This window comes from Candidatus Hydrogenedentota bacterium, assembly GCA_019695095.1.
Lineage (GTDB): Bacteria > Hydrogenedentota > Hydrogenedentia > Hydrogenedentales > SLHB01 > JAIBAQ01.
In genome coordinates, this window is sequence record JAIBAQ010000007.1 from 26,313 (window position 1) to 48,284 (window position 21,972).

Consider the following 21,972-nt stretch of genomic DNA (forward strand, 5'->3'; position numbering starts at 1 on the left):
GTGGGGTGGAAAATGTGACAAACCGAGAACTTCACCTGAGTATCTTCCGGCGAGAGCCGGTCGACCGGATCTTGTGGCAGCCTCGCATCGAGCACTGGTACGAGACCAACAAGCGGCTGGGCACACTGCCGGAACGCTACCGTGAAATGTCCATGCTCAACGTCTTCGACGATCTCCAGTGTTCCGTGCGACCCTATTGGGCGTTCAACGACAGCATCCGAATCGCAGACGCGGAATCGGTATGCGTTGAGATGTGCGAAGAAGGCACAACAACCACCGAACGCGTGCGGACCCCCGTGGGCGATCTTGTGACCGTGATGGAGCGCACGAGCGACGCCTTTCATACGAAGAAATTTCCCGTTGTGACGCCGGACGACATGCGGGTTATGGAATGGCGGCTCCAAAACCGCAGCGTAACGTTCGATCGGCAGCACTACGAGAGTGCCTGTGTCCTAATCGGTGACCGCGCCGCGCCGTGCATCTACATTCCGCGTATCAACATCATGCGGTTGGTCATCGACTATATGGGATTCGAAAACGGCGTGACCGCGCTCTACGAATATCCCGACGAGATGGAGCGCCTCATTCGAGTCATCAACGAAACCGATGACGCCGTTCTGGACGTCGTGTGCGCGAGTCCTATCGAGATCGTCAATTTCGGAGACAACGTCCATCAGGCATTGTGCGCGCCGCCGGTTTTCGAACGGTGGGTGTTGCCAGAATACCAGCGCCGTAACGAACGGCTGCACGCGGCGAACAAGAAGACGTATCCGCATTGGGATGGCGACTGCAAGCAACTGTTGCCGTATGCGCGCGACTGCGGATTCGATGGGTTTGAAGCCATCACGCCCGTCCCGCAAGGCGATGTGACGCTGGAAGAGGTGCGTGACGCCCTCGGTGACCGCATCATGGTCGACGGCATTCCGTGCACGGACTTCCTGCCCGGCGAGCCGATTGAGAGTCTCATCACAAACACACGCAAGTGTGTCGAGTACTTTGCGCCGAATCTTGTTCTCGGCATCTCGGACGAAATATCCCCCGTCGGCGACATCGAGCGCGTGCGGCTCGTGAGCGAGATGGTGAACGATCTGAATCGTGCTCGCGGCGTTTAGGTTCGAACCGCCGGATTGCCCTCAATCCCAACGGCGCTTCCGTACTACAACCGGTCATTTTCTTTGCTTTCTTCGCAGAAGTTGGCCACCATTTCGGTTCAATTCCGTCTCTTCAAGACTCGGACTTGTCCGCTGTTCCCCGTGCTCCCAGTGTTCCCCGTGGATTGAAGTCATTTGCTCTTGATTGAGCATTCTCTTCGTGTGATTCGTCCGATTCGTGGTCAAATTCCAGACCCCGTTTTCAGTACTCCCTGACCACTACCCCGTATGCTCACTTCTCTTATCGGCGTTAATCGGTGTTCATCTGTGGTTGAGTCAATTTGGTTGCGGCTGCGCTGTATACCGCCTCGGGCAACTCACCCAACGCGACGAACTCACCCAACTTGCGTTGCTCATGTACCGTTCCTGCGGACAGCTTATCGACGCGCAAGGCAGCCAGGGCGAACAACCTCAGCACACCAACTACACGCAGGGTTCACAGGTGAAGAGCGTCGAGGGGTTGCGAGGCGGCTATGTCGAAACCTGGACTGTCTTCTGGATTACTGCGCATTTCCTCAATGCCGCGGCGATGTTTTCGGAGTTGGGGGTGCCGATTGGGAAGGAATAGAGAGCCCGTTTTACGCCCGGAGTGGCACAAGCTCCAATCCGCAGTGCTTGGAGATTCCTATGAAGTCGCGGTCGTTCTGCAGGAGGGGAGTTGCGTGTTCGATCGCGACGGCGGCGATCATGCAGTCAATGGGCTTTCGCACCGTAAGCCCTTTCTTGCGCAGGTTTCGGTAAATGTCTGCAGCCGCTACGAACGTTTCGATGGTGTGAGGGAGAATGGTGAGTTGCTGAAAATACTTCTTTGTCGTCGCGTATTCCTTTTCACTCCGGATTCCCTGGAGGATTTCTGTGAGGATTACACCGCAAAGACAGATGTCATCGTCAGCAACGAGTTTCTCCAGGGTAGATACGTAGATATTTTCTCGGCCCGCAAGAAAGTCCAGCCAAACGCTTGTGTCAACAAGGATCATTTTTCGAAGCGGCCTTTACGCAACTCGCTAAGGTCCCCCTCCCACGATATGCGGCCCTTTAGATTCAGAATCTTCTTCTGCCTTTCGCGCCGAAGCAGCTCTTGAAGCGCATGGTCAATCAATGCGCGCCGTGTCTTGATCCCCGTTGCCTTCTGGCATTCGGTCACCAGCTTGTCGTCGAGTACGATATTCGTTCTGCCCATATTAATCGTCAACTCCTTCTATACACATTATTTCACAAAATTATGTGTATGGCAAAAGCGTTCACCGACCAAAAAGCCAATCGATTGGACCTGCGCTACGCCCTCCGCGTATACTTCGACCCTTCTGATCGCCTTCCGCGTTCAAGCAACGTCTCAGAAACAGGTGAGTTATGTCCAAGCAACAGGAAATCATTCTATCTGGCATCCGGCCGACCGGACGGCTGCACTACGGCAACTATTTCGGCGCGGTGCATCACTTTCTGAAACTTCAGGAAGAAGGCCATCGGTGCTACTACTTCATCGCGGACTACCACGCGCTCACGACGATCACCGAGCACACGGATTACTACCAGCAGACCCTGGACATGCTGCGGACCTACGTGGCGTGCGGGCTCGATCCGGTGAAATCGGTGATCTATCGTCAGAGCGATTTGCCGTGTACCGCGGAGTTGAGCCTGTTGCTGGGCATGGTAACCAACATCGGCCATCTTGAACGCGGCACAACCTACAAGGACAAGCTCGGCAAACTCGCGAGCAATGGCGAGGAAATCGAGGGCAATCCGCTGAGCTACGGACTGCTCGGCTACCCCGTACTTATGGCCGCGGACATTCTCATTGTGCGTTCCACGAAGGTGCCCGTCGGTGACGACCAGCGCCAGCACGTGGAAATGGCCATCGACATCGCCGAGAAGTTCAACCATCGTTTTGGCGAGACGCTGACCATCCCCAAGGCGACGGAACGCAATGCCCTGCGCCTGCCCGGCTTGGACGGCGGCTCGAAGATGGGGAAGAGCGAACACAATACGCTCGATCTGTTGGACGATCCGAAGACCGTTCTCAAGAAGCTGAAGGGCGTACAGACGACCACCGACCCGGGCCCGCTGACCACGGAGAGCGACGAGCCGGAGATGGTCATTCCGCAGTTGCCGCCAAGCCTTGGCGCGTTGTATCGCTTGCTGCACCTGCTTGCCCCGAAGGAGGTGTATCTCGACTTTGTCGGAAAGTACCGGCGCGGCGAGAAATTCTACGGCACCCTGAAGACGACGCTCGCGGAGCACGTCTCCGCGTTCAACGCGCCCATCATTGAGAAGTACAACGACCCCGCCAACAACGACGAGTTCGTGAAGGACTTCCTGCGCGAGAATGCCAAAAAGGTGACGCCGGTCGCTTTAGAAACCGTCGAAGCGTGCAGGAAGGCCATGGGGATTGGCCATAGCCTGTATCGCGCGTAGAGTCAATTCCGGGTCTACGATTCAGGACTAGAAGTGTCGGACACGCCGGTCTCGCCGGACGTGTCCGATTTGTTTTTGGAGTCCTCGCCAAGGGTTGGCAAGGTCACCGGGTCCGGTGCTGGGACTCCCTTGTCGGCCCAGGGACCGCCCAGAATCAACTCCAGTTCCGCGGCCGCGGAGAGCAAGTCCCGCTTTGCGCCCACCATTTCCAGTTCGAAGTCCAGCAGAGTCTGCACGCTCGACAAAACATCCAGAAAACTTGCGGACATCTCGCCGGTGGCATAGGTGCTTTGCAGCGTTTCGTACGTTCGCTTAGCCTGGGGAATAAGCGAGTCGTTGAGCACCCTCACCCGCCGCATGCCGTCTTCCATACCGAACATGGCGGAGCGCGCGGAAGCATCCAGTGATAACGCGCGGCGGTGTTTGTCGTGTTCCGCGGCCTCTTTCATGTATTGCGCTTCGCGAATGCCCGCTCGCACCCGCTTGCGCCAAATGGGCAAATTCATCCCCACAGTGACCATGACCTCGTCCTTCACGGTCTCGTTGTCCCATTCGTTTTCGGCCTTGGCCAGCGTGTTGAGGCCCATCAAATTCCCGACGACATCGGGAGTCGTTTGATCGCGAAGGCTTCGCGCAAAGTTCGATGCCCCTTGAATGCGTTCCAGGAAAGAGGCGTTTGCCCCGGGAAGCGCGGGCAGGTCGAGCGGTTGTGGCCGCAGCGAGATTCCATCGGCTACGCCCGCCACGTCAACCAGCGGCCCATAGGGATTGGGCTGGGTCATGTCTTTCATGTCCACGTACTCTAGCCCCAACGTAAAATTGGGGAACCCTGCCTTCTTAGCCAGCGCGATGCCGTGTTCACGGCTTTCTATGATGTGATCGGCCTCACCGAGTTCCGGGTTCGATACCCTTAACCGCGCCAACACAACGGGCGCAGGCGGCGGCGGGGGAGGAAGCTCCATCGGCTGCGGCCACGGAAGAACGTCGCCTCCCTCTCGCCCGATTGCCGCACCGAGTTGCGCGGACAACGCGGAGCGGTATTGCAGATAGCCATCATACCGGTCCTGCAACTTGGTCTGTTCCGTTTGGACTCGCAGCAAATCGGCTTCGCTGGACAGGCCTAACCCGTAGCGCGACTGCTCAACTCCCTCCATGTACGTAAGGATGTCGGCTTGCGTCTCGGTGGTCTTGATGCTCTCGCCCAGATAAGCGTAGTCGAAATAGGCCTTCTTGACCGCAGCGAAGATGCGATTGCGTTCCGCATACAGCCTGGTTAGCGCCGCTTCCGCCTCTGCCGTTGCTTGCGCGGCACGGGTCTTGAGCGTGCCAAACCACGGGAACATCTGCGAGAGCATGACCCGGTATCGGGAATCGTCGGATTGCAGCCAATACCCGAACTCGAGCATGGGATCGTCGAGACTGGTTGCCTGCGGAACCCGCTCAAGCGCGGCCAGCCACTCCGCGTGCATTTGCCGCAGTCCTGGATGTTTCTCGCCCGCCTCCAAGAGATAACCGCGCAGTTCCTCATTGGGCGCATAGAAGACGGGCGGGGCAACCTGGGAATCGACAGACAAACTTGCCAGCAGAAGGAGCACAACCATTGCAGGGCTTCCTTTCCTACCGAATCACGGAGCAATTCCGCAGCAGCTTGCGGGGCTTACAGTATACAGCGGAGCTGCAAGCGGACGTGTAGTTGCCATACAGAATAAGTATCCGCACGCAAAGGCTACAATCAACATCAAAGCAATGCCTCCGGGTGCGCCCAGTCGCCACAGTCTTTCCTGGAGTCGATTCAATGGACCCATTGCAGCACCCTCCACAGCGGAACGCTGATGTGATGCGATGCAACCCTCATGCCACTCATTTCCAATCCTCCAAACACTTTACAGAGCGGGCTGACCACGGCCGACGCCGGGGCGCCGCTCGTCAGAGTATGGCGGCTTTGGTACCCAGACTCTGACGGGTCGCATTCCCATTGCTCCCGGGATGTGGTACCGTTTCCAGGCGCGACAAGAAATTGCGAAAGGAATACGCACGTGCCCGCTGCCCCTTACAGAAAGTACGTCCTCTTGGACCGCGACGGAGTCCTGAACGAAAACGTGGCGGGAGGATACGTTACGTCCGTTGACATGCTGCACGTGTTGCCGGGGGCGGCCGAGGCCGTGGCCAGCCTGAACCGCGCGGGATACGGCATTCTAGTTGCCTCAAATCAACAGGGCGTCGGCAAGGGCATTATGTCCCGGCACGATTTGGACCTTCTCAGCGAGACGTTGCGCGATCGCATCCGCGAGTCTTCGGGCGGTGAGATACTCGAGTTTCTCTACTGCACGCACCTTGCATCCGATAATTGCGAGTGTCGGAAACCCAGACCGGGATTGCTGGAGGAGGCCCAACGCCGGTATGGATTCAACTTGCACGAAACGTACTTTGTCGGCGATTCATACACGGATCTTGTGACCGCCAAGAATGCCGGATGCCCTTCCATTCTCGTGCTGAGCGGCCAGGACGCTCACCGGTATCTGGCCGGCGAGACCCCTCCGGTTCAGGCGGATCTGGTTGCGAAAGACTTGGCCGACGCGGTGAACCAGATGCTTCAATCCGATTGACGCATGGTGTCGAGCGGCGCTCAATCGCGCCGATGCAAATTGCGGACTATGCGTCCTTCCGGATGATGGGTGCGTATTCCCCAACGGGTCTCGGCGCCGATACCGCGACCTCGAAGACTTTGCCACGTCGCGTGCGGCGGATTAGGAACTCAAGGCCGGCTTCCCGATAAACGTCATTGGCTTTGGGCACGCCTCCCATGCGCGCTATAAGCCAAGCCGAAGTGCTTCCCTTGGGATCCGAAAGCTCGACGCCGAGTTGCTCCGAGAGCCTGTCCGCGGGAAAACCGCCGCCCACCATCCACGTGCCGCCGGTCAACGCGTGACACATGCGCGGCAACCGGTCGAACTCGTCTTCAAGCTCGCCGACCAGTTCCTCAACAAGGTCTTCCATCGTCACTAAGCCGAGACACACATTTTCTTCCCCGCGAACCACCGCCATGTGGACGTGCTCCTCCACAAAGGTCCGGAGGAGATCCGCGGCAGTCGTTTCCGACGACGTAAAATGGACCGGGCGGATGATGCCTCGCAGGCTCGGATCGCTGGGATTGGTGCGAGCACGATAGATCAACTCCTTGAAATTGATGTACCCCAAAACCTTGTTGTGATCGCCACCTTCGCAGATGGGGAAACGCGTATGCGGGTCGAAGTGGGCCGTAAGGATGGCCTCGGTCAGCGACTGCGACGTCGACACAAAGGTGATCTGATCGTGTGGGATCATTATCTCGCTCACGGGGGTATCCGACATGGCCGTTGCGCGCGTGATAATTCGTTCCTCGTGTGCTCCTATCAGGTTCGAAACCCGGGCCATGCTCGCCAACGCAGACAGCTCATCAAGCGTACCCTTTGGATCGGAGGCCTTTGCTCTCCCTTCAAAGGGCTTGTTGAGCCAGTGGACCAGCGTTACGACCGGCCGCATGATGCGGACCGCCCACAACAGTGGCACGCCAACGTAAAAGGCAAGGTCCCTGTTGTACCGGACGCCGAGCGTCTTCGGGAGTATCTCCGTGAACTGGAGAATCAGGAACGAGAAAAGCAGAGAGAACGCAACGATCCACTCCCTCCCGAAGAGTGACTCGAATTGGGCTCCTGCAACCGTGGCTCCGACCGTGTGGGAAAGCGTGTTGACTATCAGGATGACGGCTATCGGCCGTTGGATATGGGTCTTGTGGTCCTGCCATACCTTGGCGGTGGCCGGCGCGGTTCGGCCCACGTCGGCAATCTGCGAGGGCGTCAGACTCAACAACACCGCCTCAAGCAAGGAGCACATGGCAGAGACGGCCATGGCTATCGCAACACTGAATATCAATACAGTCATTGGTCGTCCTTTCCGTTGCCTGCCTGACCATCATACGTGGATCGGCCAAAAAAATCTGTGATCGATTTCAGTCGGTTATGGCATATACTGAATGAGAGACACAGGGGCAAGGGGTAGACCCGTGGACTTGCGTAGCGATACCGAGCTCATGATGCTGGTGAGCGAAGGGGATGAGTCTGCCTTCGCAGAAATATACCGTCGCTATAACCGGCGTCTGGTGAATTTCTTCTATGCATTGACAAGGGATTGCCATGCGTCCGAAGATCTATCGCACGAGACCTTTGCCCGAATCTGGCACTATCGAAGGCGCTACGCGGCCACCGGCTCGTTTGCCTCGTACGTGTTTGCGTTTGCCCGGTTCATTTGGTTGGAACGGCGGCGCGAACTGGCCAAGCTGTGGAAGCTGGGAACCTTGGAGCCGTTTGACGGCTCAGGAGAGGGTCTTCCAAGCGATCCATCCCAGCGCCCCGACGAGTGCGCCGCGCGCTCCGAAATGGACGAGTTCCTCTGGCAAGCGCTTGAGCAGCTTCCGGACGATCAACGGACGGTCTTCGTGATGCGAATCCTCCAGCGAATGTCCCTTGAGGACATCGCCAGCGCCATGAACTGCCCCGTGAATACGGTTCGTTCCCGGAAGCTGCTCGCGCTGAAGAAGTTACGCACATTATTAAAACGCGCTGTTGCGTCGTAGGGTATATTAGATTTGTTCGAGTGTATTTATTCTCATAATGGTTTACATCATGGAGCAATCATGGTATGTGGTGCGCAGAACTTCGCGAGAGATTCTTAGACTACCTGGATGACGATGTCAGTTTTCGCGAGAGAGTTGCCATCGAAGTCCACCTGAGACGTTGCGTTGCTTGTCGATGCGAAATGGCAGCCATGCGCTTGGCCGTTGATGCGTGCCGGGACACTCTGCGCCACCCCAATCCTACCGACCGATTCGAAAGCCTGATGGACATGATCCATCGACGAGAGTCCAAAGTGCATCTTGCCAAACGCGTCCGCGTCAAGCGGCCCCGTCTGGTTCTGTCGCGCCTTGCGGTCGCCGCGGCCTTGTTGATAGGCGTGGCCTCCAGTATGCCGCTCGTCCGTCATGCCAAGCGGTTCACGGAGGGCGTCCGCGAGTCTACCGCCGCGGTGGATGTAATCCCCGATGAAGCCCCCGTCATCGCCATGTCGTTTGTTCACCGAAAAGCCGACGTCAACAAAGCGTATCGTCAGGCTATTGGGGAACCGGGTCCCGGTGAGGATACTGTCCACGACGATCGCATTGTCTAGCGTGTTCTCTCAGTCAAATTCTAGCCGGTAGAGCGTAGTGATCTGTTTTGCCCGCGGCTGGGAAGCTCCCTCATTTCTCCTCTGATCCTCTCACCTTCTCGTCAGCTTAGCCGTGAAACTTCCTTCAAATCGCATATGATCGCTTTTTCTCTCTTTGCCCATATCTATCAGGAGACTGCACCGGTAGCGCGCCGACTACGAGTCGTCGCGCTGGGCTGACCGGGAGCCGTGAATCGCCTACAATCATGAGGTGGACCTGGGCCGCCGTACGTGCGGCCGGGGCCGCAATTGAGAGTGGCAACGTCGCGGCCCTAGCGCGTCTTCTGAACCGAAGGACTTCATCATCATGCCATTGTACAAGTACCGAGCCGTTGATGACGGAGGAGCGCCTCTTGAGGGCAAAATGGAGGAGTCGTCCGCATACCGGGTGACGACCATCCTCCGAGAGCGCGGTCTCCAAGTGAACTCCGTGGAGGAGGTGGAACCGTCCAAGGCGTTGCCCCGGAAAACGGCCTCCCTTTCATGGAGCGACATCGATCTTCTCAACGAGCAATTGCTCGCCATCGTGCGCAGTAATCTGCCGCTTGCCCCGGCATTGAAGGCCCTCGCGCAAGACGTCCAAGACAAGGAGTTCCGATCGGTCCTCGACGACGTGCGTGCGCGTCTTGAAAGCGGAGACACGCTGGAAACCGCGCTTGCCATGCATCCCAAGAGCTTTCCTCCGCTCTATCTGGCCGCAATCCGCGCGGGCGAGCAGACAGGAAATTTGCTCGGCGTTCTGACCTTGTTGAGCGCCTACTCGAAGCGCATGGTGGAGTTTCAGTACCGGGCAAAAGAACTGCTCGCCTATCCGATTCTATTGTTGGCGGCAAGCACCTGTGTCGTAGCTTTTCTGATGGGTCGTATTATCCCGCTCTTCGCCGAGATATTCGGCGATTTCGGCGCGAAACTGCCATGGCTCACGCAGTTTTGGATCGAGCTCAGCTTAAGCACGAGGGAGCGCATCGGAATGTGGCTCTTCGTCGCGCTGGTTCTGTTGCTTGCGTGGAAACTTCTCGCGCGTATGGCGCGCAGCGGGAAGCGCATTGCACGATTCGTCGAGAACGTTGGCCGCTTCACTCCATACTACCGTACGATTCGCCGTTTAGCGATCACCGCGCGTTTCAGCCGTACCCTTGGTATGCTGCTGGCAAGCAGAGTCTCCGTAACAGACAGTATCGAACTGGCTGCGGGCGCTTCCGGTAGCGTGCGCCTGTATGAGGCCATGCGCAAGGTGCAGGAATCGATTGCCGCGGGATGGTCGGTGAACGAATCGTTCAGAAAGTCGGGCTTATTCGATTCCTTCTTCTGCTGGATTGTCGGCGTCGCGGAAGATCGCGGCGACTTAAGCGACGCGCTCCAAAGCTTAGCGGCGACGTACGAGGAGCGACTCGGAAGCGCCAGTTCCATGGCCCTTAAGCTGGTAGGCCCTGCAATTGTCTTCTGCGTGGGCGCCGTAGTGGCATCTATCGTAATCGCCCTTTATCTGCCCATTTTTTCGCTGGGCGACGTAGTGAGCGGTAACTGAAATGAACTGGAAGGAAATCCTTCAAAGAGATGTATCCCTCCTGTGGGGAGGGAAGCGACCCATCCACGAGCGTTACGAGCGCAGGGGGAAGAAGTGGAAGGGACATTTCTACCGCCGCAAAGCTGCATGGCAACGTGACCTCCTGGTCGTCACCTCGCAGCTTTCTGCAATTGCGCGATGCAATGCTCCCCTGGTGGATGGGCTCAGCTATGCAGCCGCCTCGGCTCCAAATGCCAAGGTACAGAACATACTGCTTGCGGTGCGTTCCGGCATTACGAAGGGGCAGGGCCTATCGGAATCGATGGGGTCGTTGCCCCGCTTTTTCCCGCGCTACTATGTGGATATAGTGAAATCGGGTGAAGACACAGGTGCGCTTTCCGAAAGTTTCTATAGCCTGACGAGCCTCGTTCATCAAACCCACGCGGCCACGCAGACTATACGTGGTTGGGTCACGTACCTGACCTTTCTTCTGTGCGCCCAGTGCTTCATTCTCGCGTTTCTATTTGCGTTCATCGTACCGCAATTTGTTGAAGTTCTGAGAGACTTCGGCGCCACGGCGCCTGAACCCGTGAGAACGCTCGGGTCTTTCTATCAGGCCCTTGTAGGTCCCGTGGCATACTCTGGACGCAAGGGGCTGGAAGGTCTGTTCAACTTGGGTAACGATGTGCAAGTAATATCCCCAATTCTGGTGTTTAGGTTGTCCTTGCCCGTTTCGCTGCTAGTCGCGTTTCTGATGCTTCGCTATCAACCGTTCTGGAGCGCAAGAAGATCGGGTCGCCGCGAATGGTTGCGGCGCTGTTTTCGCTGGATTCCCGTTTGGCGGCACATCGACGCCAAGCTGACGCTAAGCCATATCGCCGCCGTACTCAGGCAACTACTCGCGTCCGGCATGCCCATGGACAAGGCTTTGGTCGCATGCACCGAACTCGATATCGGTCCTCGTTTCCGCGGTGTCATGTCACGCCTGCTTGACCGCGTGAGAAAAGGAACATCGCTTTCGGATGCAATGAAGGACGAGCGCGGACTGCCGGATTCACTCCGGACAATGGTCGCGTTGGGCGAGACGTCCGGACTATTGCCGGAATCACTCGAGCGCATATCCAGCATGTACGAACGTCAGGCTTTGACTTCTGCGCGTGTCGTGGCCGATATCGTCGCACCACTCGTGGTCATTGTCGCCGGTTGCGCCACATTGCTGGTCACGCTATCTGTCCATATGAGCTTGGTGGGAATAATTGATGCGGTCCTGGATTCGATCTGAGGAAGAAAGCCATGGTAAGGCTGCGAGTAATAGACGAACCCAATCACGGCAAAGTTGGTCCTGTCGAGGTTTGGCCGTTTGCGTCAATTGAAGAACGATTGGTCAACGTGCTCGCATCCTCATCAGAATCTGCCGCGGTGGATGCAGTCGATTGCGCCTTGATGCAAGCAGTAGCACACCGCGCCAGCGATGTGCATTTTGAGCCGTGGCAGGAATGCCTCGCGTTGCGGTATCGAATTGACGGAATTCTGCATGATGTGGCTCAAGTGCCGCGCGCTCAACACTCGCGCATCGTGGCTCGACTAAAGATCCTTGCGCAACTTGTTATCTACCAGCGTGACATGCCGCAGGACGGGCGCATTGAACCGGAATCCACGCCTTGCCGCAAAGGCATGCGAGTCTCGACGTACCCGACTGTGCACGGCGAGAAAGTGGTTGTGCGGCTACTCGATAGCCGCGACGTGCCGTTCACCTTGGACACGCTGGGACTTCGTCCCGCGTTATTGGGCACGCTGCGCAGACTCCTTGCATCTCCGCAAGGGACGATTCTCCTTACAGGTCCCAGCTCGAGCGGGAAGACGACGACCATCTACGCCATACTTCGCGAACTGCTCGCATTGCGCGAGCCATCGCCCCACATTGCCACCATCGAAGACCCTGTAGAATATCGCCTTGGCCGCGTGGCGCAAACGGAAGTCAACCCGCATGCGGGATTCACCTTCGAGGCGGCGCTCCGTTCCCTGCTTCGCCAAGACCCCGAAGTGATTATGATCGGTGAAATCCGTGACGCAGAAACGGCGCGGACAGCGATTCAAGCGGGCCTTACCGGGCATTTGGTGATCAGCACAATCCATAGCGGCACGGCAGCGGGCGTCTTCACGCGCCTGCTCGACATGGGCATCGAACCGTTCTTGGTCGCTTCATCCGTTACCGGCGTTCTGGCGCAGCGCCTCGTGCGTCTTGTGTGCCCTCATTGTGCGGCACAAGACAATCCCGAGGGCTCGCAACTGGCCCCCTACGGCCTTTTAGTGCGGGAAGGCGAGTACCGGCAGGGTCGTGGCTGTGACGCGTGCCAGGGTATTGGCTATCGAGGGCGTACGGCGGTTGGCGAGTTGCTGCACGTGAATGGTGAGATTTCCGATCTGGTCCTCGCTCGCAGCCGAACATCGGTGCTGCATGAAGCGGCAATTGCCAATGGCATGGTTACGCTTGCACAAGACGGGGCGGCACGTGTGCGGGCCGGCGAAACAACATTGGAAGAACTGCGGCGGGTGATTCCGCCCGCCATGGAGTAGACCGATGAAATGCGATGCATTACCCCGCCATCGCGACGCGGGATTTACGCTGCTTGAGTTGATGTGTGCCATCTTTGTGCTCACGATTGGCGTGTTCGGCGTGATTCAAATGTTTTGCTTCGGTCTAGACAAAGTACGCGCATTGAGCGATACCAACGTCGCCATGCGTGCTATTCAGAACGAGGTGGAAACCCTGCGCGCGGCTCCGTTTTCCGAGCTTGTAGCCGGTGCCTCGGGCTTTCGCAGTCTGACTCCGGAAATCGATCGGTTTGTAAAGGTCAAACCGGAAGTGCGCATAGAAGATGCCGCCTTCGCTCTGAAGAAAGTGACGGTGTCGTTGATGTGGAGCGGAGACAATGGGCGCCAAATCACGAAGAGCGTAACGACGTTGATCGCCGACAAGGGAATCTGACGACATGAACGAGAAGTTGCGAGAGCGTCTGACGGGTGGGCTGTTCGAGGCAGCCGGAACCACGCTGCTGGAAATGATGGGCTACTCCTTCATCCTTGCGATCCTTGCGGTTCTCTGCCTCCAGGTTTTCCAAAACAGCTCGCGGTTGGCGGCGGTTGGCGGCGGGGCCGTGGACCGCATCGAGAACCTGGCAATGCTTGAAGACGATTTTCGCAAATCGGTGCATGAGTCCAGCGGAGTTCAGTCAAACGTGGCCGGATTCGAGAGCAACGAAAACCAACTCGTTCTACGTATGGCGGACGGTGAACGCTACACCGTATTTGGAATGGCCGAAGGAACAAAGCGTTTGTGCAAACGAACGATCCGCGTCAAAGATGGAGCCTGGGATCTGGAACGAGCCATTGCGTATCCCATTGACCTCAGTGCCGTCAGTTTCTTGTATTCGCAAGCGACTCCCGAGCTATCGCGCTCGGTGATCCTGCGCGTAACAGCCGCAGGCCGCGCCAGGGACAATCGCGTTGGAAGAAACGTTACTGTAGCCGCAGCCTTCCGCGGTGTGGCGGCTGCGCTTTGAGGACACCATTCATGACAGAGAATCGTCATACTCCCCGTCGCGAACATGGCAACGAGGGAATAGCCCTCATCTTTGTGCTCGGGTATCTTGCCGTCGTCACGCTGCTCGCGGCGACTTTCCTTACCACGCTCAATCGAAATATCTCTCGTGCTACCGCGTCTCAGGCTCACCAGGTTTGTGTGAACATTGCCGAGGGGGGAGTGGAACAGGCTATAGCCGCGTTGCGTGAAGGCGGCGCTGCGGACCAGGTAGGGACCCTCGGGCAAGGGCATTTCACTGCAACCGTCCGCGGAGTGAACGGGGCTTTCGAGATCGTATCAACGGCCACCCTTACCGACTCACCGGACGTTCGTACGCGAATCGTGGCATCGGTTTCACGCGAGGCATCGGGCGGAGTTCGCGTTGTGAGCTGGAACGAGGTGACAAAATGGTAAGGCGCGCGGGATTCACGCTCATTGAACTATTGGTGGTGATCGCAATCATAGGGATTATGGCCGCGATCCTCCTGCCTGCTTTGGCGCGCGCACGTGAAAATGCGCGACGCGCGAGTTGTCAGAATAATCTCGCCCAGATCGGGCTGGCGTTGTCCATCTACGCTCAGGAGAATAAGGGGGAATTCCCGTGGTCCGGCGGTGGCAACAACGCCGATTGTCTCTTGAACCTCTGCCCCGATTATCTGACCGATATTCACACTATCGTGTGCCCCTCCGATGCGAATGGCAATTTTGATTCCTCTGAGGGTGAACCGCCCCGGCTTACAAACTCAACCTTGAACGGAGAAAACAGCGTCCGGATAAGCTACGACTATCTCGGTGCGTACACCTTGAAACCATTCTGCATGCCACCACCGGAACAAGGCATCCCTCGCACGCCGCTCATGTGGGATATCGGCGTCACGGGAAACAGTAGCGGCTACAACCACGTTCCGGGCGGCAGCAACGTTCTGTTTATGAATGGAGCAATTGAATTTGTGAATTCGGCAGGCTGGTACAAGCCCAACCTCCCGGGGAGGCCCGAGGGAGTGGACCCTTCGATCTTGCCCTCCCCTGATGCTTTTCAGCAGGGTCTAGCTTCCGATGATCCCCCGGATTGGCGCCCGCAGCGGAGAAGGTCTAGGTAGCCCCATCCGCTAAGGATCCGCTTGTAGCTGTAGTGCAGCCTGAAGGATAATCCTCCCAAGTGGCCTGGAGCCCTTCTCCGGGCCTTTGCTCTGAACCGCCGTGCCTTAGCATCGTGCGATGCTGCGTGTAGAAGTTTGTGCCGCGGAATCCTGAACTGACTACCGGGAGTGGGTAGCGACAACATGTCTGATGAATCCCCACGCCTGTCCGCGCATCTGGAGCAGGCGTACACTGAAGCCCTGACGCTATCTCATTCAGGGATTATTCTCTGCACTTTCGATGGGGTCATCCTGGAAACCAGTGGAGACGTAGCCCCTATTCTGGGACTTGACGGGCCTGATGCTTCGAGACGGCTCGTTGGTACACGAATCACTGAGCTAGTAATTCCCCTGCTGACTGAAGACTCAATTCTGGATACAGTCCGCGAGCAGGGCGCATTTCCTGCGACCGAGCGCTTCTTCCACACCCTGTCAGGTGAATTGAAATGCGTACGGCTGGACGCGCGCCGCATTGCCGATCCCGCGTCGGGTGCTGAATGCGTTCAAATTGTTGCACATGACATCTCTGACCTGAAATCCGTCGAAGTGGAACTGCGCAGACGTACCGAACTTCAGGAATTGGTGACGCGTATTTCCACGGAATTCATAAACGTGCGACCCGATTCGCTTCGGGAATCCATGGCGCGGGCGCTGGCGGATATTGGCGCTTTTCTGACCGTCGATGTTGCCAGCGCGATTCTTCTGACTCCAGACCGGAAGTCGATACAAGATGTGCTGGAATGGAATGTGGGTGAATTCCCCACCATTAAGGAGGTGTTGCAGGGCCGTCAGGCAATGGAATACCCGTGGATTCTGGAGCGCCTGGAACGCGGAGAGGCTGTGTTTATCGCAGGCTCCGATGGGCTGCCTCCGGCGGCGGAACGCGAGCAGAATGTACTGAGAGAATTGGGGATTCGTTCGCTGATGGCCATGCCACTCATTGCGGGGCAGTCCTATATGGGGCTGGTCGTGGTTGTTCTCTTCGACGAAGAGCGTGTGTGGTCGGCGGACGAAGTGGCTCTCCTACGTCTCGCCTCGGAGATTTTCTCGGGCGCGATAGAGCGCAAACGCGCTGAAGAAGAGCTGCACAAGCGAATTGGATTCGAACGCATCATCAATACGATTTCCGCGCAGTTCATCAACGTTGATCCCAGCGAAATCGGCGCCGAAATCGATCAGGCATTGAGATTGCTCGGTGAATTCGTGAACGCCGATCGCTGTTACATGTCTATGTTCTCCGATCAGGAAGACGTTGTTGTCGGAGGATATGAGTGGTGCGCGCCCGGTGTCCAATCGCAGTACGACATCCTGCACGGCAAGAACGTGCGCACGACCCTCGTGTGGGCCGAGCGGCAATTCTATCAGCACAACTGCCTCATTATTTCCAGTCTCTCCGAATTGCCTCCGGAAGCGGCCGCCGAACGCGCCTTGTTCGAAGCGCAAAGCATCAAGTCACTTCTGAACGTACCCATCACGGTCGGACGAAAACTCATTGGCCTACTGGGGTTCGAGACGGTTTACGACGAACGCGTTTGGACCGAGGACACGCTGGCCATGGCAAGCCTGATGGGTCAGGCATTAGGCAATGCCGTCGTGCGGAAACGAGCCGAGGAGGAGCGGCGCAGCCTCGAAGAGCAAATTTGGCACGCGCAGAAACTTGAAAGTCTCGGTGTGCTTGCAGGCGGCATCGCGCACGATTTCAACAATCTTCTTATGGCCATTCTTGGCAATGCGAGTCTTGCGCGTCTCCACGTTTCCGGCGATTCGCCGGCACTCGAGTGTATCGAGCACATTGAGAAGGCATCTCAGCACGCGGCCGAACTCACGAATCAGATGTTGGCCTACGCCGGAAAAGGCGCCCTGAGTATTGGTCTCGTGAGTATGTCCAAATTGGCTTCCGAGATGATATCGCTGCTGGAAACCTCGGTATCCAAGAAGGCTCGAATTGATTTGAATCTGGACCCCGACACGCCCCTCATCAAGGGTGACACCGGACAATTGCGCCAGGTGGTCATGAACCTCGTGACAAATGCATCGGATGCCGTGGGCGATTCCGGGGGCACGATCCACCTCTCAACGGGGATGGTGTACGTGGACGAGTCAATGTTGAGCGAAATGGTCATGGCGGAAGGCTTCCAATGCGGCGAATGCGTGTTCCTGGAAGTCAACGACACTGGTTGCGGCATGGATGAAGAGACGAAGCGGCGCGTTTTCGATCCGTTCTTCAGCACAAAGTTCACCGGGCGAGGTCTTGGACTTGCCGCCGTGCTTGGCATTGTCAGAGGGCACCACGGAGCTATTCATCTTGAAAGCTCGCCCGGGAAGGGCACGACGTTTCTAGTCTATTTTCCACCGGCGGGTGCGACGGAAGTGTCCCACTCCGAAGAACGCGAAGCAGCTTCCTCGGAGTGGCAGGCTTGGGGCGGAATCCTTGTGGTAGACGATGAGGAAGAGGTTCGCAGAGTGGCGCAGGCGCTGTTGGAGCGTCGAGGGTTCCAGGTGTTTATGGCGTCCGACGGCGTGGAGGCACTCGAAGTATACCGCGAGCATGCCAGTGAGATTCGAGCCGTGTTACTCGATATGACCATGCCCAATATGGGCGGGCGCGAAACCTATGAAGCGTTGTCGAAACTGAATCCCAATCTTCCCGTCGCATTCTCAAGCGGATATATGGAACTTGAAGAGCTGGAACCGTTTCATGAACAAGAGAACGTCGCCTTCATTCAGAAACCGTATTCGATTCAGGCGCTTCACGAGACCATTGCGCGGTTGCTTGGGATGTAGTCAAGGCGTTGCGGTGCGCCAAACCCCGCGCGGCTAACCCGGATTTCTCACGAACACACTTGAACCTCTCTCGTAACCATTGCGTTTGCGAGACTTGCGACGAAAAACAAAGCGGTTCTCCGAGAACAGATTGCGTTCGCGAGAAATCCTCATGGCATAACTTCAAAGTCTTGCACATGAGCAATTTGCGTCGGCGCTCAATCGCGCCGGTGCAAATTGCGGACTAACTCGCGTGGTTCGATGAGACTTCCCGCTGACCTTCCATGGCATGAAGACGCTCAAGGGTCTTCATGACCTGCTCGATGTGAGTGGGGTGTCCCCTGTCCTCGAACGCGCCATGGATGTTGATGAACTTGTTCTCGCGCGCGAGAAATGCGTCCACGATCTCCGGATCGAAATGAGTGCCCGACGCCTTCACGATGATGTCTTTGGACATCTCGTGCGTGAAAGGTTCTTTGTAGGGCCTTCGCGACGTCAGCGCGTCATACGCATCTCCCAGTGCCAGAATCCGTGCGGGCAGTGGGATGTCCTCCCCTTTGAGTCCAAACGGATATCCGCCGCCGTCCCATTTCTCATGGTGAAAATATGCGATATCGCGCCCCATCGTCAGGAACGAATTCCCGCCCGCTTCCGTGTCGGCCGCCTTGAGCGTGTCGCCCCCGATCAGCGTATGCGTCTTCATGATATCGAACTCGTCGTGGGTTAGCTTGCCAGGTTTGAGCAAAATAGCGTCTGGCACCCCCACTTTCCCGATATCGTGAAGCGGACTCGAATAATAGAGCGTCTCAATGAAACCACTGTCGACAATGCTCTCGTACTTTGCGCGATTTCCCAATTCTATCGCGATCTCGCGTACGTATCGCCGCATTCGATCAAGATGCTCGCCCGTTTCCGGATCGCGCGATTCCGCCAGGCGCGCCAGCGAAAACACCGTCACCTGTTGCGTCCGTTCAAGTTGCGTCGTGCGTTCGCGCACACGCTCCTCAAGCGCCACATTGTCGTCTTCCAGACGCCGCTGATAACGCATGATTTGATCTTGGAGCGCTTTCGATTTCACGGAACTGCGGATGCGCGCCTCAAGCAGAACCGGATCGATGGGCCGCGTCAGGAAATCGTCTGCTCCTGCTTCCAAGGCGCGTATGTTGGCTTCGTGCTCGGCCATTCCCGTAACAATGATCACGGGAATATGCCTCGTTGCCAGATCCCGCTTGAGCCGTTCGCACACTTCGAACCCGTTCATGTCCGGCATAATGAGGTCGAGGAGAATCACATCGGGTGGATCGATTCCCACCATTTCGAGTGCTACTTTGCCCCCGGTGGCCTCGCGCACCTCGTACCCCTTTGGGGCAAGCAGACGGCGCATCAGTTCGATATTCCCTGGAATATCGTCGACTATAAGCAAAACGGGCTGCTGATGGACGCTGTTAAGGTTGGCTTCCATACCTATCGATCGCGAATCCCATTTCTTGCCTCTCCGTGTCGTGACGATGGGATTGTGGTGACACGACTTTATCAAGGCTAACACACGATGGATACTCGTGCAACCGGTAAGTTGCCAGGGTCGGAGCCCCGTTGTGCGGCTATACAAACCGCAAATGCAGACCTTTAATCGAGATGTCTCTTTTCGCTAGGCTTAATCCGTATTTCGCAAGGGCGCGACCGAGCAACGGGAAAAAATGCTCACGTGCTAGACGCTAAGGGTACGCCATGAGGGTTTCTCACGAATACACGCTGCCTGCGGAGAACGGGTTCATTTCTCACTGCGCGTCTCGACTATGCTCAGCATACGGGACCGGAATGTGTAAGTTCGTGATACACCTATATTAGGAACACAACTGAGGGGGGAGTAACCATGCTATTGCTCATGTTCCTGCTTGCTTCGCCGGATTTGCCGGTAGGCTCGAATCCTGCGGCTCTGGAGTACGCACACTTTCCGGACCGCGTACACGCCTACGTATGGAAGAATTGGCCCCTGGTGCCGGTTGAGCGACTCTCCACGGTCATAGGAGCTACGCCAGCCGACCTGAATCGAATGGCTGATGCCATGGGACTTGGCCCCCAACCCAAGATTACTCCTGACATCGAACAGAGGTCCTACATCACCGTCATCAGGCGCAATTGGCATCTCCTCCCGTATGATCAACTGCTTCAATTGCTGGGATGGTCCGAAAAGCAGCTTGCCTACGCCCTGCGGGAAGACGACTTCCTGTACGTGAAGCTCGGCATGCTCAAGCCCAAGTGCGATCCTCTCAAGTACGAACAACCGAATGAGACCGCATTGAAATGGGAAGAGACGATTGCCAAGTCTGTTCGCAACGCGTTTCCCGATGGGGTCGACAAGACCAAGACTCCACTCTTCAGCTTCGTTCGCGAATTGTCGGCGCCAGTAGAAGCGGGCTTGGCCACGTCGAAACCCGAAAGTGGGTTCTCTCCAAAATTCTGTTTCTCGTACTTCGCCCTGTACGGCGATTCGTTGCTCGCCTCCGACGAAGAAGGCCCCTATCCCGATGGATACCTGGCGCGGCTCGCGGCTTCGGGAGCCGACGGCGTCTGGCTGCAGGCAGTGCTCTTTACACTTGCGCCCACGCCCTGGGAAACCGAGCCCGACCCCGATCGAGCCACCCGGCTTGAGCACTTGAAGAGGCTCGTGGATCGCGCTGGGCGCTACGGGATCAAGATTTACCTATACCTCAACGAACCCCGCGCCATGCCGACTCCCTTCTTCGACACGCATCCCGATCTACGCGGGGTGGGGGAAGGGGAATACACCGCCCTCTGCACCAGCTCGCCCGTCGTTCAGAAGTACATCACCGACGCCGTGGAGACGGTCTGCAAGGCCGCGCCAGGCTTGGGCGGCTTCTTCACGATCACTGCCTCGGAGAACCTAACGAACTGCTGGTCTCATCACACGGGACAAAACTGTCCGCGATGCGCACAACGGTCTCCCGGCGAAGTGCTCGCCGAAGTCAACGCCCTGATTCAGCGTGGAATCGACGCCGCCGGCTCGGACGCGCGACTCATTGCCTGGGACTGGGGATGGAAGGACGAATGGATTGAACCCGGCATCAAGGCGCTTCCCGAGAAGGTGTCCGTGATGAGCGTGAGCGAATGGAGTATCCCAATCACGCGCGGTGGCGTGAATGGCGTCGTGGGCGAATACAGCATCTCGACCGTTGGCCCGGGACCCCGCGCCCAAAAGAGCTGGGACCTTGCGCGAGGCCGGGGCATGAAGGCCATAGCAAAGATCCAGGCCAACGTTACTTGGGAACTGTCGTCCATACCCCATATTCCCGCCGTCGAAAATGTCGCGCGTCACGCCGCCAACTTGCGTGATGCCAAAGTGGACGGGCTCATGCTGGGATGGACTCTCGGAGGGCATCCGTCTCCGAACCTGGAAGTCGTGTCGGAACTCGGAAAGAAAGTCCCCGAAGGCCAGACCCCTCCCACCGCGGAGCAGGCGATGGACACCGTTGCGCGCCGCCTTTTCGGTGATGAGGTCGCACCGAAAGTCGTCCAAGCCTGGCGCTCGTTCAGCACGGCCTTCAGCGAGTATCCGTACAATCCGTCCCTGCTGTATGTCGCGCCCATGCAATACGGTCCGGCTAACCCGCTTTGGGGAACCCCTACCCACTATGCCGCCACGATGGTGGGAATTCCCTACGATAACCTCAGTCAATGGTGTGCTTCGTACCCGCCCGACGTATTCATCGGTCAATTCAACAAGATGGCCGACGGATTCGAAGAAGCGCTAAAGGTTCTGCGGTCGGGAGTCTCTTCCGAAGCATTGAACGGACAATCCCCGCAGTCGCGCGCGTTGCGGGAAGAGATGCGGTACGCGGAAGTGGCCGCCATCAACTTCAGGAGCACGGCCAACCAGGCTCGGTTTGTCATCGCGCGCGATGCCCTCGCCAATGCAAAAACAAAGCAAGAGGCTGAACCGCTTCTTTCGGAATTGGAGGCGCTGATTGCGGACGAGAGCAAATTGGCGGAGCGGTTGTATGCCCTGCAATCGGAAGACTCGCGAATCGGATTCGAATCGTCAAATCAGTACTTCTTCATCCCTATTGACCTCGTGGAAAAGGTCGTCAACTGCGACTATCTGCGCGACACGTGGCTACCCGCACAACGCGCTCGACTGAACTGAGCGCAAGGGAG

Annotated in this window: 20 protein-coding genes; 15 read left to right on the top strand and 5 right to left on the bottom strand. The window is 57.3% G+C overall.

Annotation, left to right across the window (positions count from 1 at the left end; genetic code table 11):
- Nucleotides 1-14: 14 nt before the first annotated feature.
- A complete protein-coding gene (locus K1Y02_02335) occupies nucleotides 15-1,112 on the top strand; it encodes a hypothetical protein (GenBank protein MBX7255173.1) in 1,098 nt (365 codons plus the stop codon).
- 310 nt (nucleotides 1,113-1,422) lie between these two features.
- Nucleotides 1,423-1,719: a hypothetical protein gene (locus tag K1Y02_02340; GenBank protein MBX7255174.1), complete on the top strand. Its 297-nt coding sequence runs from the start codon at nucleotides 1,423-1,425 to the stop codon at nucleotides 1,717-1,719.
- Nucleotides 1,720-1,729: 10 nt separating this feature from the next.
- Here the strand turns inward: K1Y02_02340 and K1Y02_02345 are convergent, their stop codons facing one another.
- Both K1Y02_02345 and K1Y02_02350 read right to left on the bottom strand, forming a co-directional pair.
- The gene (locus tag K1Y02_02345) at nucleotides 1,730-2,128 is read right to left on the bottom strand and encodes a PIN domain nuclease (protein MBX7255175.1); all 399 of its coding nucleotides are present in this window, start codon (nucleotides 2,126-2,128) and stop codon (nucleotides 1,730-1,732) included.
- The gene (locus tag K1Y02_02350; protein ID MBX7255176.1) at nucleotides 2,125-2,331 is read right to left on the bottom strand and encodes a type II toxin-antitoxin system VapB family antitoxin; all 207 of its coding nucleotides are present in this window, start codon (nucleotides 2,329-2,331) and stop codon (nucleotides 2,125-2,127) included. Before K1Y02_02350 ends, K1Y02_02345 begins: the two co-directional genes overlap by 4 nt.
- Before the next feature lie 170 nt (nucleotides 2,332-2,501).
- On the opposite strand from K1Y02_02350, the gene trpS reads away from it, so the two are divergent.
- Entirely contained in the window at nucleotides 2,502-3,563 is a 1,062-nt protein-coding gene (gene trpS, locus K1Y02_02355; GenBank protein MBX7255177.1) for a tryptophan--tRNA ligase, read from the top strand.
- A gap of 14 nt (nucleotides 3,564-3,577) precedes the next feature.
- Here trpS and K1Y02_02360 read toward each other — a convergent pair whose 3' ends face one another.
- A complete protein-coding gene (locus K1Y02_02360; GenBank protein MBX7255178.1) occupies nucleotides 3,578-5,164 on the bottom strand; it encodes a TolC family protein in 1,587 nt (528 codons plus the stop codon).
- A gap of 435 nt (nucleotides 5,165-5,599) precedes the next feature.
- On the opposite strand from K1Y02_02360, the gene K1Y02_02365 reads away from it, so the two are divergent.
- Nucleotides 5,600-6,169 (top strand): HAD family hydrolase, encoded by a 570-nt coding sequence (locus K1Y02_02365; protein ID MBX7255179.1) that lies wholly within the window; start codon nucleotides 5,600-5,602, stop codon nucleotides 6,167-6,169.
- Between the two features lie 46 nt (nucleotides 6,170-6,215).
- Here the strand turns inward: K1Y02_02365 and K1Y02_02370 are convergent, their stop codons facing one another.
- Nucleotides 6,216-7,484 (bottom strand): hemolysin family protein, encoded by a 1,269-nt coding sequence (locus K1Y02_02370; protein MBX7255180.1) that lies wholly within the window; start codon nucleotides 7,482-7,484, stop codon nucleotides 6,216-6,218.
- A 121-nt stretch (nucleotides 7,485-7,605) separates the two neighbouring features.
- Between K1Y02_02370 and K1Y02_02375 the strand changes: the two genes are divergently transcribed.
- From K1Y02_02375 to K1Y02_02420, 10 genes are all read left to right on the top strand, one after another.
- Complete coding sequence (locus K1Y02_02375; GenBank protein MBX7255181.1) at nucleotides 7,606-8,175, top strand: RNA polymerase sigma factor; 570 nt, start codon at nucleotides 7,606-7,608, stop codon at nucleotides 8,173-8,175.
- Nucleotides 8,176-8,240: 65 nt separating this feature from the next.
- Nucleotides 8,241-8,765 (top strand): zf-HC2 domain-containing protein, encoded by a 525-nt coding sequence (locus K1Y02_02380; protein ID MBX7255182.1) that lies wholly within the window; start codon nucleotides 8,241-8,243, stop codon nucleotides 8,763-8,765.
- Between the two features lie 346 nt (nucleotides 8,766-9,111).
- Nucleotides 9,112-10,332: a type II secretion system F family protein gene (locus K1Y02_02385; GenBank protein ID MBX7255183.1), complete on the top strand. Its 1,221-nt coding sequence runs from the start codon at nucleotides 9,112-9,114 to the stop codon at nucleotides 10,330-10,332.
- 1 nt (nucleotide 10,333) lies between these two features.
- The gene (locus tag K1Y02_02390) at nucleotides 10,334-11,593 is read left to right on the top strand and encodes a type II secretion system F family protein (protein ID MBX7255184.1); all 1,260 of its coding nucleotides are present in this window, start codon (nucleotides 10,334-10,336) and stop codon (nucleotides 11,591-11,593) included.
- A gap of 11 nt (nucleotides 11,594-11,604) precedes the next feature.
- Nucleotides 11,605-12,888, top strand: coding sequence for a GspE/PulE family protein (locus K1Y02_02395; GenBank protein ID MBX7255185.1), 1,284 nt, complete (start codon nucleotides 11,605-11,607; stop codon nucleotides 12,886-12,888).
- Between the two features lie 4 nt (nucleotides 12,889-12,892).
- Nucleotides 12,893-13,300: a prepilin-type N-terminal cleavage/methylation domain-containing protein gene (locus K1Y02_02400; GenBank protein MBX7255186.1), complete on the top strand. Its 408-nt coding sequence runs from the start codon at nucleotides 12,893-12,895 to the stop codon at nucleotides 13,298-13,300.
- A 4-nt stretch (nucleotides 13,301-13,304) separates the two neighbouring features.
- Nucleotides 13,305-13,874, top strand: coding sequence for a hypothetical protein (locus K1Y02_02405; protein MBX7255187.1), 570 nt, complete (start codon nucleotides 13,305-13,307; stop codon nucleotides 13,872-13,874).
- Between the two features lie 11 nt (nucleotides 13,875-13,885).
- A complete protein-coding gene (locus K1Y02_02410; GenBank protein ID MBX7255188.1) occupies nucleotides 13,886-14,308 on the top strand; it encodes a hypothetical protein in 423 nt (140 codons plus the stop codon).
- On the top strand, nucleotides 14,302-14,994 hold the full coding sequence (locus tag K1Y02_02415; GenBank protein ID MBX7255189.1) for a DUF1559 domain-containing protein: 693 nt from the start codon (nucleotides 14,302-14,304) through the stop codon (nucleotides 14,992-14,994). Before K1Y02_02410 ends, K1Y02_02415 begins: the two co-directional genes overlap by 7 nt.
- A gap of 183 nt (nucleotides 14,995-15,177) precedes the next feature.
- Complete coding sequence (locus K1Y02_02420) at nucleotides 15,178-17,817, top strand: response regulator (protein MBX7255190.1); 2,640 nt, start codon at nucleotides 15,178-15,180, stop codon at nucleotides 17,815-17,817.
- Nucleotides 17,818-18,040: 223 nt separating this feature from the next.
- Here the strand turns inward: K1Y02_02420 and K1Y02_02425 are convergent, their stop codons facing one another.
- Complete coding sequence (locus K1Y02_02425) at nucleotides 18,041-19,258, bottom strand: two-component system response regulator (protein ID MBX7255191.1); 1,218 nt, start codon at nucleotides 19,256-19,258, stop codon at nucleotides 18,041-18,043.
- Between the two features lie 603 nt (nucleotides 19,259-19,861).
- Here K1Y02_02425 and K1Y02_02430 point away from each other — a divergent pair.
- A complete protein-coding gene (locus K1Y02_02430) occupies nucleotides 19,862-21,961 on the top strand; it encodes a hypothetical protein (protein ID MBX7255192.1) in 2,100 nt (699 codons plus the stop codon).
- Nucleotides 21,962-21,972 lie beyond the last annotated feature (11 nt).